This window comes from Pseudonocardia sp. TMWB2A, assembly GCF_017312135.1.
Window position 1 is genome coordinate 4,233,583 of the sequence record NZ_QKQY01000002.1, and the last position, 18,413, is coordinate 4,251,995.

Below are 18,413 nucleotides of genomic sequence, written 5' to 3' on the forward strand. Positions count from 1 at the left end.
GCGCGGGGCCCGGTCGTCGTACGGGGCCGGAGCTCAGGACTTGCCGAAGCCCGCCTTGCGCAGCGCCTCGGCCATCGCGTCGTTGGCGGGGCCGCGGTCCTGCCGGCCGCCGCCGGAGCCGCCGCGACCGCCCTGGCCGGCCTGGCCGCCGGAGCCGCCGCGTCCGCCGCCCTGACCGCCGCGTCCGCCGTCGCCGCGGCCACCGTCGCGGCCACCGCGGCCGCGGTCGCCGCCGCCCTGGCCGCGTCCGCCGCCCTGGCCACCGCCCGGACCGCGCCCGCCGCGCTCGCCGCCGTCGCGACCCCGGCCGCCCTGGCCACCGCCCTGGCCCTGGCCGGGCCCGCGGGACCGGCCGCCGCGCTCGCCGGCGCCGGGCTCGTCGTCCAGACGCAGGGTCAGCGAGATCCGCTTGCGGGCCTCGTCGACCTCCAGGACCTTCACCTTGACCACGTCACCGGACTTGGCGACGTCGCGCGGGTCGGACACGAAGTCCTTGCTCATCGCGCTCACGTGCACGAGGCCGTCCTGGTGCACCCCGACGTCGACGAACGCACCGAAGGCCGCCACGTTGGTGACGACCCCCTCCAGCAGCATCCCCGGCCGCAGGTCGGAGATCTTGTGGACGCCCTCGGCGAAGGTCGCGGTCCGGAACGCCGGCCGCGGGTCCCGGCCGGGCTTCTCCAGCTCGGCCAGGATGTCGGTGACGGTCGGGAGCCCGACGCCGTCGTCGACGTAGTCCTTGGGCTTGATCTGGTGCAGCCGTGCGGCGTTGCCCATCAGGGCGGACACGTCGAGCGTGGTGCGCTCCACCATCCGCCGGACGACCGGATAGGACTCCGGGTGCACGCCGGTCACGTCGAGCGGCTCGTCGCCCCCGCGGATGCGCAGGAAGCCCGCGCACTGCTCGAACGCCTTGGGCCCCAGCCGCGCGACGCCGGTCAGCGCGGTCCGGTTCCGGAACGGGCCGTTCTCGTCGCGGTGGGCGACGATCGCGCCGGCGAGGGACTCCGAGATGCCCGAGACCCGGCGCAGCAGCGGCGCGGACGCCGAGTTCACGTCGACGCCGACGGCGTTCACACAGTCCTCGACGACCGCGTCGAGCGAACGCGACAGCGAGGACTCGGGCAGGTCGTGCTGGTACTGCCCGACCCCGATCGACTTCGGGTCGATCTTGACCAGCTCGGCGAGCGGGTCCTGCAGGCGCCGCGCGATGGAGACCGCGCCGCGCAGCGAGACGTCCATGTCGGGCAGCTCGGCCGAGGCGTAGGCCGACGCCGAGTACACCGACGCGCCGGCCTCGGACACCATCACCTTGGTCAGCTTCAGGCCCGGGTTCGCCGCGATGAGCTCACCGGCCAGCGCGTCGGTCTCCCGCGAGGCGGTGCCGTTGCCGATCGCGATCAGCTCGACGGAGTGCTTCGTGCACAGCGCCGCCAGGGTCTTCAGCGACCCGGCGCGGTCCTTGCGGGGCTCGTGCGGGTAGATCACCGCGGTGTCGACGACCTTGCCGGTCGCGTCGACGACGGCGACCTTGACCCCGGTGCGCAGGCCCGGGTCGAGGCCCAGGGTCGCGCGGGTGCCCGCGGGGGCGGCGAGCAGCAGGTCGCGCAGGTTCGCCGCGAACACGCCGATCGCGCCCTCCTCGGCGGCGGTGCGCAGCCGGACCCGGATGTCGATGCCGAGCGCGGTGAGCAGCCGGGTCCGCCACGCCCACCGGACGACGCCGAGCAGCCAGGCGTCGCCGGCGCGGCCGCGGTCCGCGACGCCGTACTCGGCGGCGATCAGGGCCTCGTAGGGGTTCGGCTCGTCGTCGGCGACGCCGGCGTCGAGGGTGACGTCGAGCGCCTCCTCGGACTCGCCGCGGAAGGCCGCGAGGATCCGGTGCGAGGGGAGCGTCGTGAACTTCTCGGCGAAGGAGAAGTAGTCCGAGAACTTGGCCGCGGCCTGGTCGTTCTCCTTGCCCTCGCGGACCGTGGTGACCAGCCGCCCGTGCGCCCACATGCGCTCGCGCAGGCCGCCGACGAGGTCGGCGTTCTCCCCGATCCGCTCGACCAGGATCGAGCGGGCGCCCTCCAGCGCGGCGCCGGCGTCGGCGACCTCGTCGGTCACGTAGGCGGCCGCCGACGAGTGCGGGTCGAGCGTCGGGTCGGCGAGCAGCGCGTCGGCCAGCGGCTCCAGCCCCTGCTCGCGGGCGATCATCGCCTTGGTGCGACGCTTGGGCTTGTAGGGCAGGTAGATGTCCTCGAGTCGGGCCTTGGACTCGGCGGCGAGGATGGTGGCCTCGAGGGCCTCGTCGAGCTTGCCCTGCGACCGGATGGAGTCGAGGACGACGGTGCGCCGCTCCTCCAGCTCCCGCAGGTAGCGCAGCCGCTCCTCCAGGGTGCGGAGCTGGGCGTCGTCGAGGCCGCCGGTCGCCTCCTTGCGGTACCGGGCGACGAAGGGGACCGTCGAGCCCTCGTCCAGCAGGGCCACCGCGGCCCCGACCTGGTCCGGCCGGGCGCCGAGCTCGTCGGCGATGCGCTGGTTGATCGAGCGGTGCTGCTGGATGTCCGGGGGTGCCGTGCCTGTCACCGCCCCATCGTGGCGAACGGTGTCGCGGGCGCCACCGCCGGGTGGGGGGTCGGGCCCGCGCCCGTCCGGACGGCGGTCCCCGCGACCGCCGGCAGGTGTCCGACATCCGATGGAGAACCCGGTGGGTGAGCGCCCGCTCACCCGTGCCAGACTGCCGCCCGTGGCTCGCTGTGGATCATGGCCCGCCGGGCGGCCCGCCGTCCGCGGCCAGCGCGGCGAGCCCGGTCGCGAGCGCGTGCACCATGCGGCTGTACAGGTCGGGCGGCGCCTCGCCGGGCACACCGAGGCGGTACTCCCGGACGAGGCCGTGGAACAGCGCGATCATCGCGGTCGCCACCTCCTCGTCCGGCACGCCGAGGTCCACCCCGTTGGCCGCGCGGCCGCGCGCCACCATCGCGGCGGCCTCGGCACGGACCCGGCGGTGGTGGTCGGACACGGCCGCGCGCAGTGCCGGGCTGCGCATCGCGGCGGCCCAGCTCTCGGCGTCGAGCAGGGTCGCCGGGCGCGAGCGGGCGGTCTCCAGCAGCACCGTCTCCAGCTCGGCCAGCCCCTGCTCGGGGCCCGTGTCCATACCGGACCGCACCCGGTCCAGGTCGCCCTCCAGGTAGCCGGTCATCAGCGCCCGGAACAGGTCCTGCTTGCTGCCGAAGCGGCTGTAGATCGACCCCACCGACACCCCGGCGGCGCGGGCGATCTCGTCCACCGAGGCGCCGTCGTAGCCGCGCTCGGCGAACACGTCGGCCGCCGCGGCCAGCAGGGCCGCCCGCGTGCGCGCCACGCCGTCGTCCCGTGTCTCCCGGCGCCTGCCCCCGGGCGTCGCTCCCGTCACGTCGTCCCCCCGTCCGCTCCCCCAGGTCCCGGAGGTTCCCATGCGGTCGCGCAGTCTGCTGCTGTCCGTGCTCGTCGGAGTGATCGTCGCCGGAGCAGGGGCGGGTGTCGCGTCCGCCTCCACCTGTGACGACGCCTGCCGGGTCGACGGTGCCCGCGCCTACGTCGCCGCGCTCGCCGACCACGACCCGTCGGCGGTGCCGTTCCACCCGCACGCGACCCGGGTCGAGGCGGGGCTGCCGACCGGGTTCTCCGGCGACCAGCTGCGCGCCGACCTGCGGTTCGGCCCGCAGTACCGGATCATCCGCGCCGTCTCCGACGAGACCTACCGGGTGCGCGGGGACGGCGTCGTCGTCGCGGAGTTCACCCTGTCCGTCGGGGCGGGTCCGATCGGCCTCACGACCGCGCGGGTGCACGAGACCTTCCGCTACGAGGACGGTCTGATCCGCGAGATCGTCGCCGACATCCGGATCGGGGGCTGAGCCCGATGCGGGTGACCAGCCGCCGGGGCTTCCTGACCGGGGCCGCGCTCGGCGCCGCCGCGCTGGGTGCCGCCGGGACCGCGACCGCCGCGCCGGCCCTGCTGCGCCGGGAGGTCACCGCGATGTCCGCACCGGCCGTCGTCGTCGGGAGCGGGCTCGGCGGGTCGATCGCCGCGGCCCGGCTCGCCGAGGCGGGCGTGCGCACCCTGGTCCTCGAACGCGGCCGCCGCTGGACCACCCCGGCCGCCGACACGTTCCCGCCGTTCCTGCGCCCGGACCGCCGCTCGTCGTGGCTGACGCCCGCGCCGGTGTTCCCCGGCCAGCCGCCGACGCTGTACAAGCCCTACACCGGACTGTTCGAGAAGGTGTCCGGGCGCGGGATGAGCGTGCTCTGCGGGGCCGGGGTCGGCGGGTCGACCCTGGTCTACGCCGGGGTGTGGATCCGGCCGGACGCGGCGGTGTTCTCCGCGGCGGTCCCCGGCATCGACCACGACGAGCTCGCCGCCGTCCACTACCCGCGCGCCGCCGCCCGGGTCGGGGTCTCGCCGATCCCCGACGACGTCCTGGCCCACCCCGCGCACGTCGGCACCCGGCTGTTCCTGGAGCAGGCCCGCCGCGCCGGGCTGACCGCGCAGCTGCTGCCCAACGCGACCGACTGGGACGTCGTGCGCGCCGAGTTCGCCGGGCGGGCGACGCCGTCGATGTCGGTCGGCGAGTACTTCACCGGCGTCAACTCCGGGGCGCGGCTGTCGGCGGACAAGAACTACCTGCGCGACGCCGAGGCCTCGGGCCTGGTGACCGTCGCCCCGCTGCACCGGGTCACCGACCTGACCGCGGTCGGCGGCGGGCGCTACCGGCTCGACGTCGAGCGGATCGACACCGACGGAGTCGTGCAGGAGCGGATCGCGCTGACCACCGGTGCGGTGTTCCTCGCCGCCGGGTCGACCGGGACCTCCCGGCTGCTCGTGCGGGCCCGCGAGACCGGGACGCTGCCCGACCTCACCGCCGACGCCGGCCGGTTCTGGGGCAACAACGGCGACCGCATCCAGCTGCGCGTCGGCGTCCCCGGACCGGCGGGCGGACCGCAGGCCGGACCGATGGCGGCCGGCATCCGCCCGCCCACCGACGACCGCGCCGAGGCCGTCACGCTCACCTTCGGCCCCGCGCCGCTGCCGTTCGACGTCCGCGCGATGTCGCTGCCCGGGTTCGGGGCCTGCGACCCGGTCGGCGAGTTCCGCTTCGACGGCGCCACCGGCGAGGCCGTGCTGCATTGGCCCACCGACGGCGACGCCGACGCCCAGCGCACCGTCCGCGACCTCACCCAGCGGCTGATCGCCCCGGACGCCCCGGTCGGCGCCGGCCTCGGACGGGTCGTCTCCGACGTCGCCTCCCGGCTGCCCGCAGGGCTCTCCGGCCTGGTCGCGCGCGCCGCGGACGCACCCTCCGGGGTCCTCGACCTGGGGACCCTGGACCCGGTCACCTGGCACCCGCTGGGCGGCGCGGTGCTGGGCCGGGTCACCGACGACCGGGGACGCGTGGCCGGGCACCCGGGGCTGCACGTCGTCGACGGGGCGCTGGTGCCGGGGACGACGGGGAGCACGAACCCGTCGTGGACGATCGCGGCGATCGTGGAGCGGGCGATGGACGGGATCCTGACCGACGGGCTGTGAGCTCGGTCCGCGGCGCCCCTCCCCGGTCCGCGGCACCCCGTGCGCGGGTCGCCGCGCGACGTCACGGGGCGCCGCGGGCCTGGTTCACCAGGTGACCGGCAGCGCCCGCACTCCCCCGGTGACCTGCTCGGCCCGCACGTCCAGGTCCTCCGGGGCGACGGCGAGCCGCAGCCCGGGCAACCGCCGGAACAGCCGCGCGAACACCGTCGCGAGCTCGGTGCGGGCCAGGCTCGCACCGATGCAGAAGTGGCCGCCGTAGCCGAAGGACACGTGCGGGTTGGGCCGGCGGGTCGGGTCGAAGGCGTCGGCGTCGTCGAACACCTCGGTGTCCCGGTTCGCCGACGCCGTCGAGATCATCACCGCGTCACCGCGGCGGATCGTGACGCCCCCGACCTCGATGTCGGCGTGCGCGTAGCGCAGCAGCGCGAGCCCACCGGGGGCCGACATGCGCAGGACCTCCTCGACGGTGCCGTGCAGCCGGCCGTCGACGTCGGCGACGAAGGCGTCCCGGCGGGCGGTGTCGGTGAGCAGCAGGAGCACGCCGAGGTCGATGCGCCCGACGGTCGTCTCGTGCCCGGCGAACAGCAGCCCGGCGGCGAGCCGGGTCAGCTCGGCCTCCCCGAAGCCGGGGTCCTCGGCCTGGGCCCGCACGAGGTCGGTGACGACGTCCTCCCCCGGGGTCTCCCGCTTCGCCGCCGCGAGCCGTCCCATGTAGCCGCGGAACTCGGTCATCGCGGTCTCGGCGTCGCCCCCGGAGCGGATGGTCGCGACCCGCTCGGACAGCCCGCTGAAGTAGCCGCGGTCGGCGAAGGGCACGCCGAGCAGCTCGCAGATGACCAGCACCGGGAGCGGGAACGCGAGGTGGGCGTGCAGGTCCGCGACGCCGTCGGGGGACGTCTCCCTCGCGGCGACGAGGTCGTCCAGACAGCCGTCGACGAGCTCGCCGACGTGGTCACCGAGGCGCCGCATCCGCTTGGCCGAGAACGCGGGGACGAGCAGCCTGCGCATCCGGTCGTGCTCGGCCTTCTCGGTCTCCACGGTGCCGGTGGGGCCGCCCAGGATCGCCGCCTCGGACACCCGGGCGGCCTGCTCGGGAGCGGGGTGCGAGCGACCGAGCCGCGGGTCGGCGAACAGGGAGCGCGCCTCGGCGTGCCGGGTGACCAGCCACGCCGGGTCACCGACCGGGGTGCGCACCGGCACGATCGGTCCCTCGCGGCGGAGCACCGCGTACAGCGGCGCGACGTCGATGACGTTCGGACGGTCGAAGGGCAGCTGCGGGGCCTCGGCGGTCGTCACGGGGACACTCCCTCGTCGTCGTGATCCGGACACCGGAACGGTAGCCATCTATCGTTTCGTGGCGCAACCGGGAGTCCCGTTCGTCCCGCCGGCGCGCGGCCGTCCGGCCGGGCGACGATGCTGTGCCCATGGCGACAGGGAAGCGCATGCTCCGCACGGCCGCCGTGCTCGTCCTGGCGCTCCTCGCCGCGGGCTGCACGTCCCCGCCCGACGGCCCGGCCGCACCGGGACGCGCGGGTACCCCGGTGCGGTTCGCCGAGCCGCTGCCGCCGCCCGCCGAGCCGGGCGTCGCGCCGCCGGTGACCGGCACCCCGCCCGGGCGGACCGTCGCGGTCGGCGCGGTCCCGGAGGGCATCGTCGCCGACGGGCCGACGCGCCGCGTCGCGGTCGGGGTGCGACAGCCCGACCGGCTCGTGCTGCTCGACGCCGACACCGCCGCCGTCGTCGGGCGGGTGCCGCTGCCGGGCGTGCTGCGCCACCTGCAGCTCGCCGGGCCGGGCGGGCCGGTGCTGGTCCCGAGCGAGAGCGCGAACGGCCTGCTGCGCGTCTCGCTGCCCGGCGGCCAGGTGTCGTCGGAGGTGATGACCGGCCCGATGGCGCACGACGCGACCGAGACCGCGGCCGGGACGGTGTTCGTCGCCAACGAGGCGGGTGGCAGCGTGTCCGTGGTCCGCGGGGACCGGGTGGTGCGCCAGCTGACCGACGTCACCCAGCCCGCCGGGCTCGCCCCGGTCGGCGACCGGGTCGGGCTGATCGACGTCCGCGAGAACACCCTCACCGTCTACGACGCCGCGACCGGCGACGGCATCCGCGAGCTCCCGGCCGGCGACGGCCCGACCCACCTGGTCGCCGACCGGCACGGCCGCATGATCGCGACCGACACCCGGGGCGGGCACCTGATCGTCTTCGATCCGGCGGGCACCCCCGCCGAGGTCGGACGGGTGGACCTGCCCGGCGAGCCCTACGGGATCGCCTACGACCCGGTCCGCGACCGCGTGTGGGTCACCGCGACCGGGGCGAACCTGCTCGTCGGCTACGACATGACCGACCCGACGCCGCGGGAGGTGGCCCGGATCCCCACCGTGCGGCAGCCGAACACCGTGGCGGTGGACCCGGACACCGGGCGGCTCTTCGTCACCGGTACCGCCGACGGTGTCGTGCAGGTCGTCGACGGGCCCGCCTAGGAGCGCGCGGAGCTCACCGGCGGGCCCCGAGGGCCGGCAGCAGCACGTCGTCGCAGACCGACCGCAGGTACCCGGCGTCGGCGACGGCCGACGGCCCGTCCAGCAGCGTCGGCGCCACCACCGCGCCCGCCAGCAGGTAGGGCAGGTGCCGGGCGGCGGGCGGGTCGGCGGGCAGCTCCCCGCGGGCGACGGCCCGCACCACCACCGCGCGCAGCGCCTCCACCTGCGGCAGCAGCCGCGAGGACAGCGCGGCCAGCAGGGCGGGGTCGCGCTGCCCGGCCCCGGCCAGCCCCAGCACGATCGGCACGTCGACCCGGGCCCGCGCGGCCAGCTGGTCGACCACCGCCGCGAGGTCCCCGGCCAGCGACCCGGTGTCGATCCGGTCGATCGCGAGCGGGCTGCCCGCCGAGACGGCCTCCACCACCAGCGCGGCCTTGTCTCCCCACTGCCGGTAGAGCGTGGCCTTGCTGGTGCGGGTCGCCGCGGCGACGGCCTCGACGGTGGTCGACTCGTAGCCGCGTTCCGCGACGAGGTCACGGGTCGCGGCGAGCACCTCCCGGCGGCGCTCGTCGGGGAAGCGGCTGGTCACTCGCGACGCAGGAAGAACAGGAACGGGTGGGCCAGGCCGCGCATGTCCATGGCACCGAGGACGGTGTCGTCGTCGACGCGCCGGAAGACGTCGTGGATCGGCAGGTCGTCGTAGCACATGGTGGCGCTGGCGACCCCGCGGTACTCGGTGGTGCGCAGCCGCGCCTTCGGGGCCCGGGTGGCGAGCGCGGGGCCCGCGGTGCGGGCGATCCGCGCGAGGGTCGCGTTGCGCAGCGCGGCCGGGTGACGCAGCAGTGCGGGCAGCGGGACCAGGGCGGGGTTGAGCGAGAACCGGCCGCCGCGGGGGTGGTCCATGACGAGCGGGTGGACGTCGTCGACGCCGTCGAACCGCTTGCCGTGCCACCCGAAGCGCCCCAGCAGCCCGTCCATCGGGTTGCCGGTGGGGATCTCGCCACCGGACCAGTCACCCAGCATCTCCTCGACGCGGACGGCGGGCAGCGCGTCGAAGAACCCGAGGCCCTCCTCGAGCGTGGCGCCGTGCGCGAGGTGGCGCAGCGTGTCGGCCGGTGCGGTGCTGGTCATCGCGAGCTCTCCATCGAAACGGCGGCGTTTCGATGGAGAGTACCCGCTCAGCGCAGGGCGGAGCCCTTCGTCTCCGGCAGGGTCAGCACCGCGACGAAGGAGATCACCGCCCCGACGGCGACGTAGACGAAGAACAGGATCGCCAGGTCCGCCTCCTGCAGCGAGGCGATGACCAGGGGCGCGGTCCCGCCGAACACGGCGACGGTCAGGTTGTACCAGGCACCGATGCCCAGGGCGCGGACCTTCGTCGGAAACAGCTCGCTCATGATCGCCGGCGCGACCGAGGTCATCGCCGTGTAGAGCCCCAGCCCGACGACGAACACGACGAACATGTTCCAGAAGCCGGGCCCGATCAGGAACGACAGCGGCACGACGAGCACCGCGGTGGCCGCCGACCAGACCAGCATCTGCGGTTTGCGGCCGTACCGGTCGGCGGCGGCCCCCATCGGGTACTGCAGGAGCACGAAGATCGCCGTGGCGATCGACAGCGCGAGGAACACCTCCGTCGCGTCGGCGCCGCGGGAGCGGGTGGCGAACGGGGTCAGCGCGGAGAAGAACGTGTAGTAGCAGAGCGTGTGCAGGATCGTGAAGCCGACGAGCTGCGCGACCGCCCTCGGGTGCTCACGCAGGGTCAGCATCAGCGGGTTGCGGATCCGGGCCGCGGACTCCTTGTTCTCCTCGAACTGCTCGGTCTCGCTCATCTGGCGCCGCATCCAGAGCCCGACGATCCCGAGCACCCCGCCGAGCAGGAACGGGATCCGCCAGCCCCAGGAGGCCAGCTGGTCCTCGGTCAGCGTCGCGGCCAGCACGAAGCCGGTGAGCGAGGCGAACAGCACCGCGGTGCCGGTGGAGATGTAGAAGAACGACGAGTAGCGCCCGCGCCGCTCGCGCGGGGCGATCTCGGCGAGGTAGGCCGAGGCGTTGGAGACCTCCCCGCCCAGCGACATGCCCTGGGCGATGCGCGCGAGCAGGAGCAGCACCGGCGCGAACCAGCCGATCATCGCGAACGTCGGCAGCAGGCCGATGACGAACGACCCGCCCGCCATCAGCAGGATCGTCACCAGCATCGCGGTCCGGCGGCCCTTGAGGTCGGCGAAGCGGCCCAGCAGCAGACCGCCCAGCGGCCGGAAGAAGAAGGCGAGCGCGTAGGTCGCGAGCGTCGAGATGAGGGCCAGCGCCGCGTTCTCGGGCGGGAAGATCTGCGTCGCGAAGTAGATCGAGAACGTCGCGTAGATCGTCCAGTCGTACCACTCGACCGCGTTGCCGATGGACGCCGCGACGAGCGTCCGAACCGGGAGACGGTGACGTTCCGTCGTTCCGGTGGTGGGTGCCTGGGACACGGTTCCCCCTGACGTGTCGGCCGAACGGTCGGCGAACGGTAACCGTTACAGCCCGACAATTCGACCGGACGGGTCAGGAGAGGACCAGGCCGACGATCGTCGCGGTCCCGAAGACGAGGGTCACCACGTGCCCGAGGACGGCGAGCCCGCGGCGGCCGCGCCGGGTGCCGAGCACCACCGCCGTCGTCCAGGGCAGGTAGCCGAGCAGGGCGACGCCGAGGAACGGCAGGGTCAGCGCGGCGAGCACCCCGGTCGTCCCGGTGGGCACCGCACGGTCACCGGCGGGGGTCAGCTGCGCCGCCACGACCTCCCCGGCCGACGAGTCCGGCGAGGCGTCGACGGCGATCGGGTCACCGCCGGCGTCGGGCCGGAACAGTCCGTTGCAGTCGTAGCGGCCCTCCCCCAGGTCGGTGCAGTCGGTGACCTCCAGGACCCCGGGCGCGCCGACCGAGCCGGTGGCCAGGCGCAGGTCGTCGACGGCGAACCACCCGCACGCGAGCGCGAGCAGCAGCCACAGCGCCAGCAGGAACCCCATCCAGCCCGGGGTGGGGGTCTCCGGGTCGTCCCAGTCGACCTCGACGTCGGGGTTCCGGCGCTCACTCACACGCGCGAGTATCGCCGTCGCGACCCGGGCACCCCATCATCATTTCTCGGTACACCGAGCCGCCCGTCCCACGAGTCCGGAGGATCCCCGCGATGCCACTGTCCACCGCCACCGACGGCTTCCGACTGGCCTACGACCGCCACGGGGAGCCCGGTGCGCCGCCGGTCCTGCTGCTGCACGGCTGGCCGGGTGACCGGACGGACATGACCGCCGTCGCCGAGCGGCTGGCCCCCGCGCACGACGTCGTCGTCCCGGACCTGCGCGGGTTCGGCGGGTCCGACAAGCACGACCGCGACCCGGCCGAGCAGTACTCGGCGGCCGCGCAGGCGCGCTCGCTGACCGCGCTGCTGGGCGAGCTGGACCTGTCCGATGTGGTCGTCGCCGGCTACGACGTCGGCAGCCGCGTCGGCCAGCAGGTCGCGAAGGACCGGCCCGACCTGCTGCGCGCGCTCGTGGTCACCCCGCCCGCGCCGGGGGTCGGGCAGCGGATCCTCGCGGAGCGGCCCGTGCGCGAGTTCTGGTACCAGTCCTTCCACCAGCTCGACCTGGCCCGCGAGCTCGTCGACGGCGACGCCCGCGCCGCCCGCGCGTACCTGCGCCACTTCTGGTCGCACTGGTCCGGCCCGGGGTTCACCCCCGACGACGAACGCCTCGACCACCTCGCCGCCTCCTACGGGGCGCCGGGCGCGTTCGTCGCGTCGATCAACTGGTACCGCTCCGGCGGCGGCGCGGTGGCCCGCTCGCTCGCCGAGACCACACCCGACCCGGCCGACCGCGTCACCGTCCCGACGACGTTCCTGTGGCCCGAGCACGACCCGCTGTTCCCGCGCGACTGGTCCGACCGGGTCGGGGAGTTCTTCACCGAGGTGACCGTCACCCCCGTCGACGGCGTCGGGCACTTCGTCCCGGTCGAGGCACCGCAGGTGTTCGCCGACGCGGTGGCCGCGGTGGCCGCCCGGTAGGACCTGTCGTCGCGGCCGCCGCTGTGGTCCGATGATCGTCGTGGTCCGGGGATGGCGGTGGATCGGCGGGGCGGCGGTCGCGGTGCTGGCGCTCGTGGCGCTGCTGTCCTGGGTGCGCTGGGCCGGGCTGCCCGCGGACGTCGCCGTCCCCGCGACCACCGGCGGTCCCGTCGCGGTCACCGAGCCCGGGACCCGCTGGGTGTACCTGGAGACCCGCAGCGGCTACGGCTCCGCCGACGCGCTGCCGACGGTGGCCGGCCCGTCCGGCCCGGTGCCGCTGGTCCCGGCGACGATGGACGAGACCTACTCCGTCGGTGCCCGCTCCGGCTTCCTGATCGGGTCGTTCGAGGTCGAGGAGCCGGGCACCTTCACGCTGTCCGCCGCGCCGGGGGCACGCGGGATCGGGGTCGCGCTGGTCGTCGCCGCGGCCGGGATCGCCCCGCTGATCGTGGCGATCCTGACGACGGTCGCGGCCGGCGTCGGCGCGATCGTGCTGCTGGTGCTGGTCCTGGTGCTGCGGCGACGACCCCCGCGCACCGCCCCGCCGCCGTGGACGGTGCACTGATGGGGACCCCGCGGGTGCACGACGACGGCGCGGTCCGGACCGTCACCCTGGACCGTCCCGAGGCCGCCAACGCACTGCACCTCGACGACGTCGACGCGGTCACCCGGGCCGTCACCGACCTCCCGGACCGGGTGCGGGTCGTGGTGGTCACCGGGGCCGGGGACCGCGCGTTCGGCGCCGGGATGCACCTCGACGTGTTCCGCGACGCCGCCCCCGGCGACGGTCGCGCGATCATCACCCGGCTCGCGACCTGCCTGCGCGCGGTGCGCACCGCACCGGTGCCGACGATCGCCCGGCTGAACGGCGCCTGCCTCGGTGCGGCGTTCGAGCTGGCGCTGGCCTGCGACCTGCGCGTCGCCCACGCCGGGGTGCGGGTGGGGCTGCCCGAGGTCCGCCTCGGGATCCCGTCGGTGGTCGACGCGGCGCTGCTGCCCCGCTACGTCGGCGCCGCGCTCGCCCAGGAGATGGTCCTGACCGGCAGCGTGCACCGGGTCGACGAGCCCGGGACGGCGCCGCTGGTGAACCGGCTCGTCGACTCCCCCGCCGGGCTCGACGCCGCCGTCGACGACCTCGTCGCGACACTGCTCGCCCCGACCCGCGAGGTCCTGGCGGCACAGAAGGAGCTGCTCGAGACCTGGCGCGAGCAGGGCATCACCGGCTCGGTGGACGCGAGCGTCGACACCTTCGCGGAGGTGTTCGCGCTGCCCGCGACCCGCGCCGCGATCGCGCGGTACCGGCCGTAGGGTCGCCGCCATGGCCGTCACGACCAAGATCGCCGACCTGACCGGGCCCGGGTACACCGACCGGTTCGGGATCGGCGGCACCGACCTCGGCATCCTCGCCACCGCCCCGGACGGGCGCCTGGTCGCCGTCTTCGGCGACACCTTCGACCGGGCCGGTGTCGGCGGGCCCGGCTGGCGCTCCCCGGTCGTGCTGTTCGCCGACCCCGACGATGTCCGCGGCGGCCTGCGCTGGACCGGCTCCGGCGGCGACGCGGCCGACTACGCCTGCCGGCTCGTCAGCAAGCCGGCGACGAACTGGTTCCGGCTGCACCGCCGCGTCACCACCATCCTGCCCGCCGACGTCATCACCGTCGGCGACACGATGTACCTGCACGTCATGGCCAACAAGGGCCTCGGCAACGTGCTGTGGAGCGAGATCGTCGCCTCCCGCGACAACGGCGTCACCTGGCAGCGGACCGGCTGCGACTGGCCCGGCGACCACCACGACGGCCTGTTCCAGCAGCTGACCTGGTGCGACGGCGGCGACGGGTACGTCTACGCCTACACCACCGGCTTCCAGCGCCGCGACGGTCTGCTGCTGCACCGGGTGCCCGCCGACCGCATCACCGACCGCGACGCGTGGGAGCCGTGGGGCTTCGCCGGGGAGCGCTGGGACTGGGGCAACCCGCCGACGCTGACTCTGCCGGGCGCGTTCGGCGAGCTCAACCTGCGCCGGGTACCCGGCCCGGACGGTCGCGAGCACCTGCTGCTCACCGTCTTCGACGCCGGGAACTACCGGATCGACACGCTGCTGCTCGACCGCCCGGACGCCGACCTGCACCGCGCCCCGCGGACCACCGTGCTGACCGGTTGCGGCTGGGACGACGAGGACCACGCCACCGGCCGCGTCGCGCAGCTCTACGGCGGCTACGTCGTCCCCGGCTCGACGCTCGACGAGCTGCACCTGGTCGTCAGCCAGTGGAACACCACGACCAACTGGCCCTACCGCGCGATGCAGTTCCGGACGGACGTCACGGAGCTGCTGCGGACGGAGTAACCCCAGGTCCCGGCGTCATGAGAAGTGGGTATCTCCCGGCCGGGACCGCATCCGGACGGGGGCTCCGCTCGTAGGGCACTCCATGAGCTCGGAGCACGACGGGACGCGCCCCTTCACCGCGACGGTGGTCGTCGGCGGCTGTCCCCTCACCGCCGACGAGCTGCGCGTGCTGGCGCGGACGCTGCCCGAGCTGTCCCGGGTGCGGACCGCGCACCACGACGGCGAGCTGCTCCTGCAGGCGCGCCTCGACGACGTCGACGGTCCCGCCGCCGTGCGACGGCTGCGCCGCGCGGTGCCGCGGCTGCTGACCGGGTTCCCCGGTGTCGTCGTCGCGGCCGGCCCCGGGCCCGCACCCCGGCCGTGGACGCCGTGGCGGCGCCCGGCCGTCAGCCCGGTTCCCGCTCCCCGGGCGGCAGGAGGCTGAAGTACCAGCGGCCCGCCTCCTCGGTGACCGACAGCGTCACCAGCACCGGGCCCGAGCGCACCTCGACCCGGTCCGGCCCGGTGGGCAGCACGGCCGGCGACCCGGCCGCCTGCAGGCGCTCGACGTAGTCGTCGACGAAACCGCGGTCCGGGGCGTCGAGCAGCAGCTCGTGCAGCCGGGCGCCGCCGCCGTCGGGGGTCCGCAGCGCGGCGCCGCCCCGTTCGTAGAGCGCGGCCCGGTCGTCGGCGCCGCGCTCCCCCGCCGCCGCGATCAGCGTGACCGTCCCGACGATCCACGCCCCGACGAACGCGACGGCGATCCACCCCAGCAGGGTGCGGGTGCGCGCAGGACGTCTCATCAGGCCGAGACTGTGTCATACCGGACACCGTCGTCCGCCGCACACCGGTCGCCGTTCACCGGTCCGTGCCGGTGTCCACCCGAACCCCGCGGGTACCCGCACTCGTAGACCCGGGTGGAGGTGGTCGACGGTGGCCCGATGGTGGCGGCCCGTGCTGCTGGTGACGCTGGTGGCCGCGGGCTCCGCGGTGCTGCTGGTCACCGGCTGGCCGACGGTCGAGGGCGTCCGCGCGACGACGTCGGCCGCGGGCTGGGCGGCACCGGTCCTGTTCACCCTGCTGTTCGTCGGGTTCACCCTGGTCCCCGCGCCCGCGACCGTGATGGGCATCGCCGCCGGGGTCCTGTTCGGCCTGCCCGTCGGCCTGGCGACGACGATGACCGCCGTCGCCGTGGGCTCGCTGATCGGCTTCGTGCTGTCGCGGACACTGGGCCGCGAGGTCGTCGCCGGCATCGGCAGCGCCCGCATCCGCCGTCTCGACGCGCGGCTGCGCCGGGGCGGGCTGTGGGCCGTCGCCGGGGGCAGGCTGCTGCCGGTGATCCCGTTCCCGGTGCTCAGCTACGCCTGCGGGCTGACCGCGATCCGGCTGCGCGACTACCTCGCGGGATCGGTGCTCGGGGTGGCCCCCTCGGCGGTGGCGTTCGTGACGATCGGCGCCTACGGCGGGGACCCGGGCTCGGTGCCGTTCGTCGCCGCCGTCGCCGGGCTGGTGCTGCTGACGGCCGCGGCGCTCGTCGCGGGTCGGCGACGGCGGCGACGCACGGAGCCCGGTGCCGCTCCGCCGGTCCCGGTGGGCTGAGGCCGGCTGCCCGACCCCGCCCCGGCGCCGCCCGGGCTGCGCTCGCCGCCTTCCGGCCGCGCCGACATCGATCAGTACCTCAGCGCTGTCCCCCCGGCACGCGACCGCCCTGAGGTACTGATCGATCGCCGGAGCCGGGTCCGAGGGAGTGGGCGAACGCCCGGAGGTCGGCGAGGTGGACGGCCAGCCGTGCACCAGCAGCAGCGGGACGGCCTCGGTCCGCGTCGAGCGGCGGACCAGCGCGTGCACCCCGGCGTGGTCGGGGGTGTCGACGACGACGGAGTCCGCGGCCAGCCGCTCCTCCACCGCCCGCCAGTCGAAGCGGTGCCGCCAGTGGTCGGAGAGCGCGCGCAGGTGGTCGGGCGGGACGCCGTAGGACCACCCGGCGCCGGCCGGCACGTCGGGCCAGCGGGTGTCGTCGAGACGGGCGTGCAGGCGGTCGATCTCCGCCTGCGGGACGGGGAACGGGTTCGGTGCCACGACACGACCGTGGTACCGGACCCGGACGGATCCCGTCCTCGGAGGTCAGGCCGAGACGACGGTCCCGACGTGCTCCCCGGCGAGGGCCTTCGTCAGGTTCCCGGCGACGGTCCCGTTGACGATCCGCACCGACCGGACGTGGCGGGCGCGCTGCAGCGTGCGCAGCGCCTCCCGGTCGACCGGCAGGGTCCGGGCGGCGTCGGCGAGCAGGTCGGCCGCGGACGCCTCGCGCAGCACGGTGTCCCCGTCGAGCACGCCGTCGACGTCGCGGACGTAGGTCAGCGACGCCGCGCCCCACGCGTCGGCGAGCAGCAGCGCGCCGGTGTCGGTGCGGTGCGCCGGGATCTTCCCGCCCGCCGACGGCAGCTCGTGCACGCCGTAGGGCGGGTAGCCGTTGGTGACGGCGGCGTTCGACGCGGCCAGGTGCACCGGCAGCTGGTGGGCGACGGTGTCGTGCCCGAGGTAGGCGACGCCCTGCTCGGCGAGCAGCGCGGCGACCAGGTGCCCGTTCTGCTCGGCCTCACGGCCGGCGATCTCGGCGAGCGCACCGGTCGGCAGGCCCAGGTCGAGGCCGACGCCGAGCGCGTGCCGGGCGCGGATCCCGGCACCGGTGGCGATCAGCAGCGGGTCCCCGGAGATCGCGGCGCGCAGCTCCTCGACGAGCGGCAGCAGCACGTCGCGGCCGCGGTCGACGATCGAGCGGCCGCCGAGCACGACCACGCGCAGGCGGGGCAGCATCCGGATGACCGGCTGCTGCTGGTCGACGGGGCGGACCTGCTCGCGGTCGAGCAGGGTCTGGCGGGCCAGCGGGGACTCGACGTCCTTGGTGTGGGTGGTGCTCATCGGGCGTCTCCCGCGGTGATGATCGTGCCCACGTGCTCGCCGGCGAGCGCGCGGGTGAGGTTGCCGGGCTTGAGACCGTTGACGATCTGGATCGAGCGGACGTGCGTCGCGTGCCGCATGAGCTCCAGCACCGGGCGCTCGACGATCAGGTCGGGCAGGTCCCGCTCGATGAGCTCGTCGACGGTGATCTCGGGGATCAGGGTCGCCGACGGGTCGTTCTTCGGGTTCGCGGTGTAGAGACCGTCCTCGTCCTTGACGAAGATCATGTTCTTGCAGCCGTAGGTCTCGGCGACCAGGTAGCAGCCGGCGTCGGTGCGGTAGGGCGGGATGACACCCTCGTCGGGCAGCGGCTGCCACATCGCGTACGGCGGCATGCCGGCGAAGATCGCCGCGCGGACCTCGGACAGCGACAGCGGCAGCGCGTCGAACCCGCCCCCGGCGACGACCGGCACCCCGTGCCGGGCCATCAGGTAGCCGAGCATGGTGGCGTTCTGCCCGGCGACGGCGCTGCCGACCGAGCTGAGCACGCCGGTGGGCAGGCCGAGCTCGGCGGCCAGGGAGTACGCGTGCCGGGCCCGGGTGCCGCCGCCGGTGCCGATCAGCAGCCGGTGCTCCGACCGGGCCTCCAGCAGCTCCTCGACGAGCGGGAACACCGCCTCGCGGCCGCGGTCCATGAAGCTCTGACCGCCGACCTTGACCACGGACACGTCGGGCAGGACCCGGGTGTCGGGGGTCCGCTCGGTGGCCGCGGCGAGCTCCGGGTCGTCGAGCGACCGGGTCAGCAGCAGCGACTCGAGCTCGGCCGCGCTCGCGGCGTGCGTCATCGCATCTCCTCGTGTTCCGATGCGCGCGCCCGGACGGGCGGCGCGGTCCAGCGCGAACCTAGCGACTCCGGGTCGCGTCGTGCCCGGCGGCGCCACGGGCACCTCCGGCCGGGCTGCGGCACCGGCTCCGGGCGCCGCGCCGTCGGCGCGGCCGGTCGTGCACGACCGGCCCGCATACGCTGATCGCGACGCCGTCCGGGTGATCCATGCCACTGTCCGGCGCCCGTTCCGCAGCTCCGCCCTCTCCCGCACTCGGCCCCCGCACCCGCGGTGCAC

General features: G+C 75.3%; 19 protein-coding genes and 1 pseudogene. 9 read left to right on the plus strand and 11 right to left on the minus strand.

The genetic code is table 11. The features are described 5' to 3' along the window. Positions 1-33 precede the first annotated feature (33 nt). Both DMP17_RS34385 and DMP17_RS34390 read right to left on the minus strand, forming a co-directional pair. Complete coding sequence (locus DMP17_RS34385) at positions 34-2,571, minus strand: Tex family protein (protein WP_337831715.1); 2,538 nt, start codon at positions 2,569-2,571, stop codon at positions 34-36. Between the two features lie 175 nt (positions 2,572-2,746). Next, positions 2,747-3,349, minus strand: a complete 603-nt coding sequence (locus DMP17_RS34390) for a TetR/AcrR family transcriptional regulator (protein ID WP_337831716.1) — start codon at positions 3,347-3,349, stop codon at positions 2,747-2,749. Between the two features lie 91 nt (positions 3,350-3,440). Between DMP17_RS34390 and DMP17_RS34395 the strand changes: the two genes are divergently transcribed. Beyond that, a complete protein-coding gene (locus DMP17_RS34395) occupies positions 3,441-3,881 on the plus strand; it encodes a hypothetical protein (protein WP_337831717.1) in 441 nt (146 codons plus the stop codon). A gap of 11 nt (positions 3,882-3,892) precedes the next feature. Next, complete coding sequence (locus DMP17_RS34400; protein ID WP_337831718.1) at positions 3,893-5,551, plus strand: GMC oxidoreductase; 1,659 nt, start codon at positions 3,893-3,895, stop codon at positions 5,549-5,551. A gap of 84 nt (positions 5,552-5,635) precedes the next feature. On the opposite strand, the gene DMP17_RS34405 is transcribed toward DMP17_RS34400, so the two are convergent. Next, positions 5,636-6,895: a cytochrome P450 gene (locus DMP17_RS34405; protein WP_226357451.1), complete on the minus strand. Its 1,260-nt coding sequence runs from the start codon at positions 6,893-6,895 to the stop codon at positions 5,636-5,638. A gap of 80 nt (positions 6,896-6,975) precedes the next feature. On the opposite strand from DMP17_RS34405, the gene DMP17_RS34410 reads away from it, so the two are divergent. Then, positions 6,976-8,031, plus strand: coding sequence for a YncE family protein (locus DMP17_RS34410; RefSeq protein ID WP_226364896.1), 1,056 nt, complete (start codon positions 6,976-6,978; stop codon positions 8,029-8,031). 13 nt (positions 8,032-8,044) lie between these two features. Here the strand turns inward: DMP17_RS34410 and DMP17_RS34415 are convergent, their stop codons facing one another. From DMP17_RS34415 to DMP17_RS34430, 4 genes are all read right to left on the minus strand, one after another. Further along, a complete protein-coding gene (locus DMP17_RS34415; RefSeq protein ID WP_226357453.1) occupies positions 8,045-8,620 on the minus strand; it encodes a TetR/AcrR family transcriptional regulator in 576 nt (191 codons plus the stop codon). Next, positions 8,617-9,162 carry a DUF4334 domain-containing protein gene (locus DMP17_RS34420; protein ID WP_226357454.1) on the minus strand — a complete coding sequence of 182 codons (546 nt, stop codon included), beginning with the start codon at positions 9,160-9,162 and terminating at the stop codon, positions 8,617-8,619. Before DMP17_RS34420 ends, DMP17_RS34415 begins: the two co-directional genes overlap by 4 nt. A gap of 47 nt (positions 9,163-9,209) precedes the next feature. Then, positions 9,210-10,502 carry an MFS transporter gene (locus tag DMP17_RS34425; RefSeq protein ID WP_226357455.1) on the minus strand — a complete coding sequence of 431 codons (1,293 nt, stop codon included), beginning with the start codon at positions 10,500-10,502 and terminating at the stop codon, positions 9,210-9,212. A 73-nt stretch (positions 10,503-10,575) separates the two neighbouring features. Beyond that, the gene (locus DMP17_RS34430; protein ID WP_226357456.1) at positions 10,576-11,106 is read right to left on the minus strand and encodes a hypothetical protein; all 531 of its coding nucleotides are present in this window, start codon (positions 11,104-11,106) and stop codon (positions 10,576-10,578) included. A gap of 92 nt (positions 11,107-11,198) precedes the next feature. Between DMP17_RS34430 and DMP17_RS34435 the strand changes: the two genes are divergently transcribed. The 5 genes from DMP17_RS34435 to DMP17_RS34455 all read left to right on the plus strand — a co-directional run bounded on the left by DMP17_RS34435 (position 11,199) and on the right by DMP17_RS34455 (position 14,836). Then, positions 11,199-12,068, plus strand: coding sequence for an alpha/beta fold hydrolase (locus DMP17_RS34435; RefSeq protein WP_226364894.1), 870 nt, complete (start codon positions 11,199-11,201; stop codon positions 12,066-12,068). A gap of 31 nt (positions 12,069-12,099) precedes the next feature. After that, positions 12,100-12,633 (plus strand): hypothetical protein, encoded by a 534-nt coding sequence (locus DMP17_RS34440; RefSeq protein ID WP_337831719.1) that lies wholly within the window; start codon positions 12,100-12,102, stop codon positions 12,631-12,633. Then, on the plus strand, positions 12,633-13,376 hold the full coding sequence (locus DMP17_RS34445) for an enoyl-CoA hydratase/isomerase family protein (protein WP_337831720.1): 744 nt from the start codon (positions 12,633-12,635) through the stop codon (positions 13,374-13,376). The genes DMP17_RS34440 and DMP17_RS34445 overlap by 1 nt, the downstream gene beginning before the upstream one ends. Positions 13,377-13,386: 10 nt before the next feature. After that, entirely contained in the window at positions 13,387-14,412 is a 1,026-nt protein-coding gene (locus DMP17_RS34450; protein WP_337831721.1) for a DUF4185 domain-containing protein, read from the plus strand. Between the two features lie 82 nt (positions 14,413-14,494). Continuing rightward, a complete protein-coding gene (locus DMP17_RS34455) occupies positions 14,495-14,836 on the plus strand; it encodes a hypothetical protein (RefSeq protein WP_226357461.1) in 342 nt (113 codons plus the stop codon). Here the strand turns inward: DMP17_RS34455 and DMP17_RS34460 are convergent. Continuing rightward, positions 14,799-15,194, minus strand: a complete 396-nt coding sequence (locus tag DMP17_RS34460) for a hypothetical protein (protein WP_226357462.1) — start codon at positions 15,192-15,194, stop codon at positions 14,799-14,801. The genes DMP17_RS34455 and DMP17_RS34460 overlap by 38 nt on opposite strands. 130 nt (positions 15,195-15,324) lie before the next feature. Between DMP17_RS34460 and DMP17_RS34465 the strand changes: the two genes are divergently transcribed. Further along, positions 15,325-15,990, plus strand: coding sequence for a TVP38/TMEM64 family protein (locus DMP17_RS34465; RefSeq protein WP_337831722.1), 666 nt, complete (start codon positions 15,325-15,327; stop codon positions 15,988-15,990). 234 nt (positions 15,991-16,224) lie between these two features. Here DMP17_RS34465 and DMP17_RS34470 read toward each other — a convergent pair. The 3 genes and pseudogenes from DMP17_RS34470 to DMP17_RS34480 all read right to left on the minus strand — a co-directional run. Next, positions 16,225-16,470 (minus strand): annotated as a pseudogene (locus tag DMP17_RS34470) (epoxide hydrolase N-terminal domain-containing protein); the annotation flags it as partial. Between the two features lie 45 nt (positions 16,471-16,515). Further along, on the minus strand, positions 16,516-17,313 hold the full coding sequence (locus tag DMP17_RS34475) for an amino acid kinase family protein (protein WP_337831723.1): 798 nt from the start codon (positions 17,311-17,313) through the stop codon (positions 16,516-16,518). After that, the gene (locus DMP17_RS34480) at positions 17,310-18,137 is read right to left on the minus strand and encodes an amino acid kinase family protein (RefSeq protein ID WP_226357465.1); all 828 of its coding nucleotides are present in this window, start codon (positions 18,135-18,137) and stop codon (positions 17,310-17,312) included. The genes DMP17_RS34475 and DMP17_RS34480 overlap by 4 nt, the downstream gene beginning before the upstream one ends. Positions 18,138-18,413: the final 276 nt, after the last annotated feature.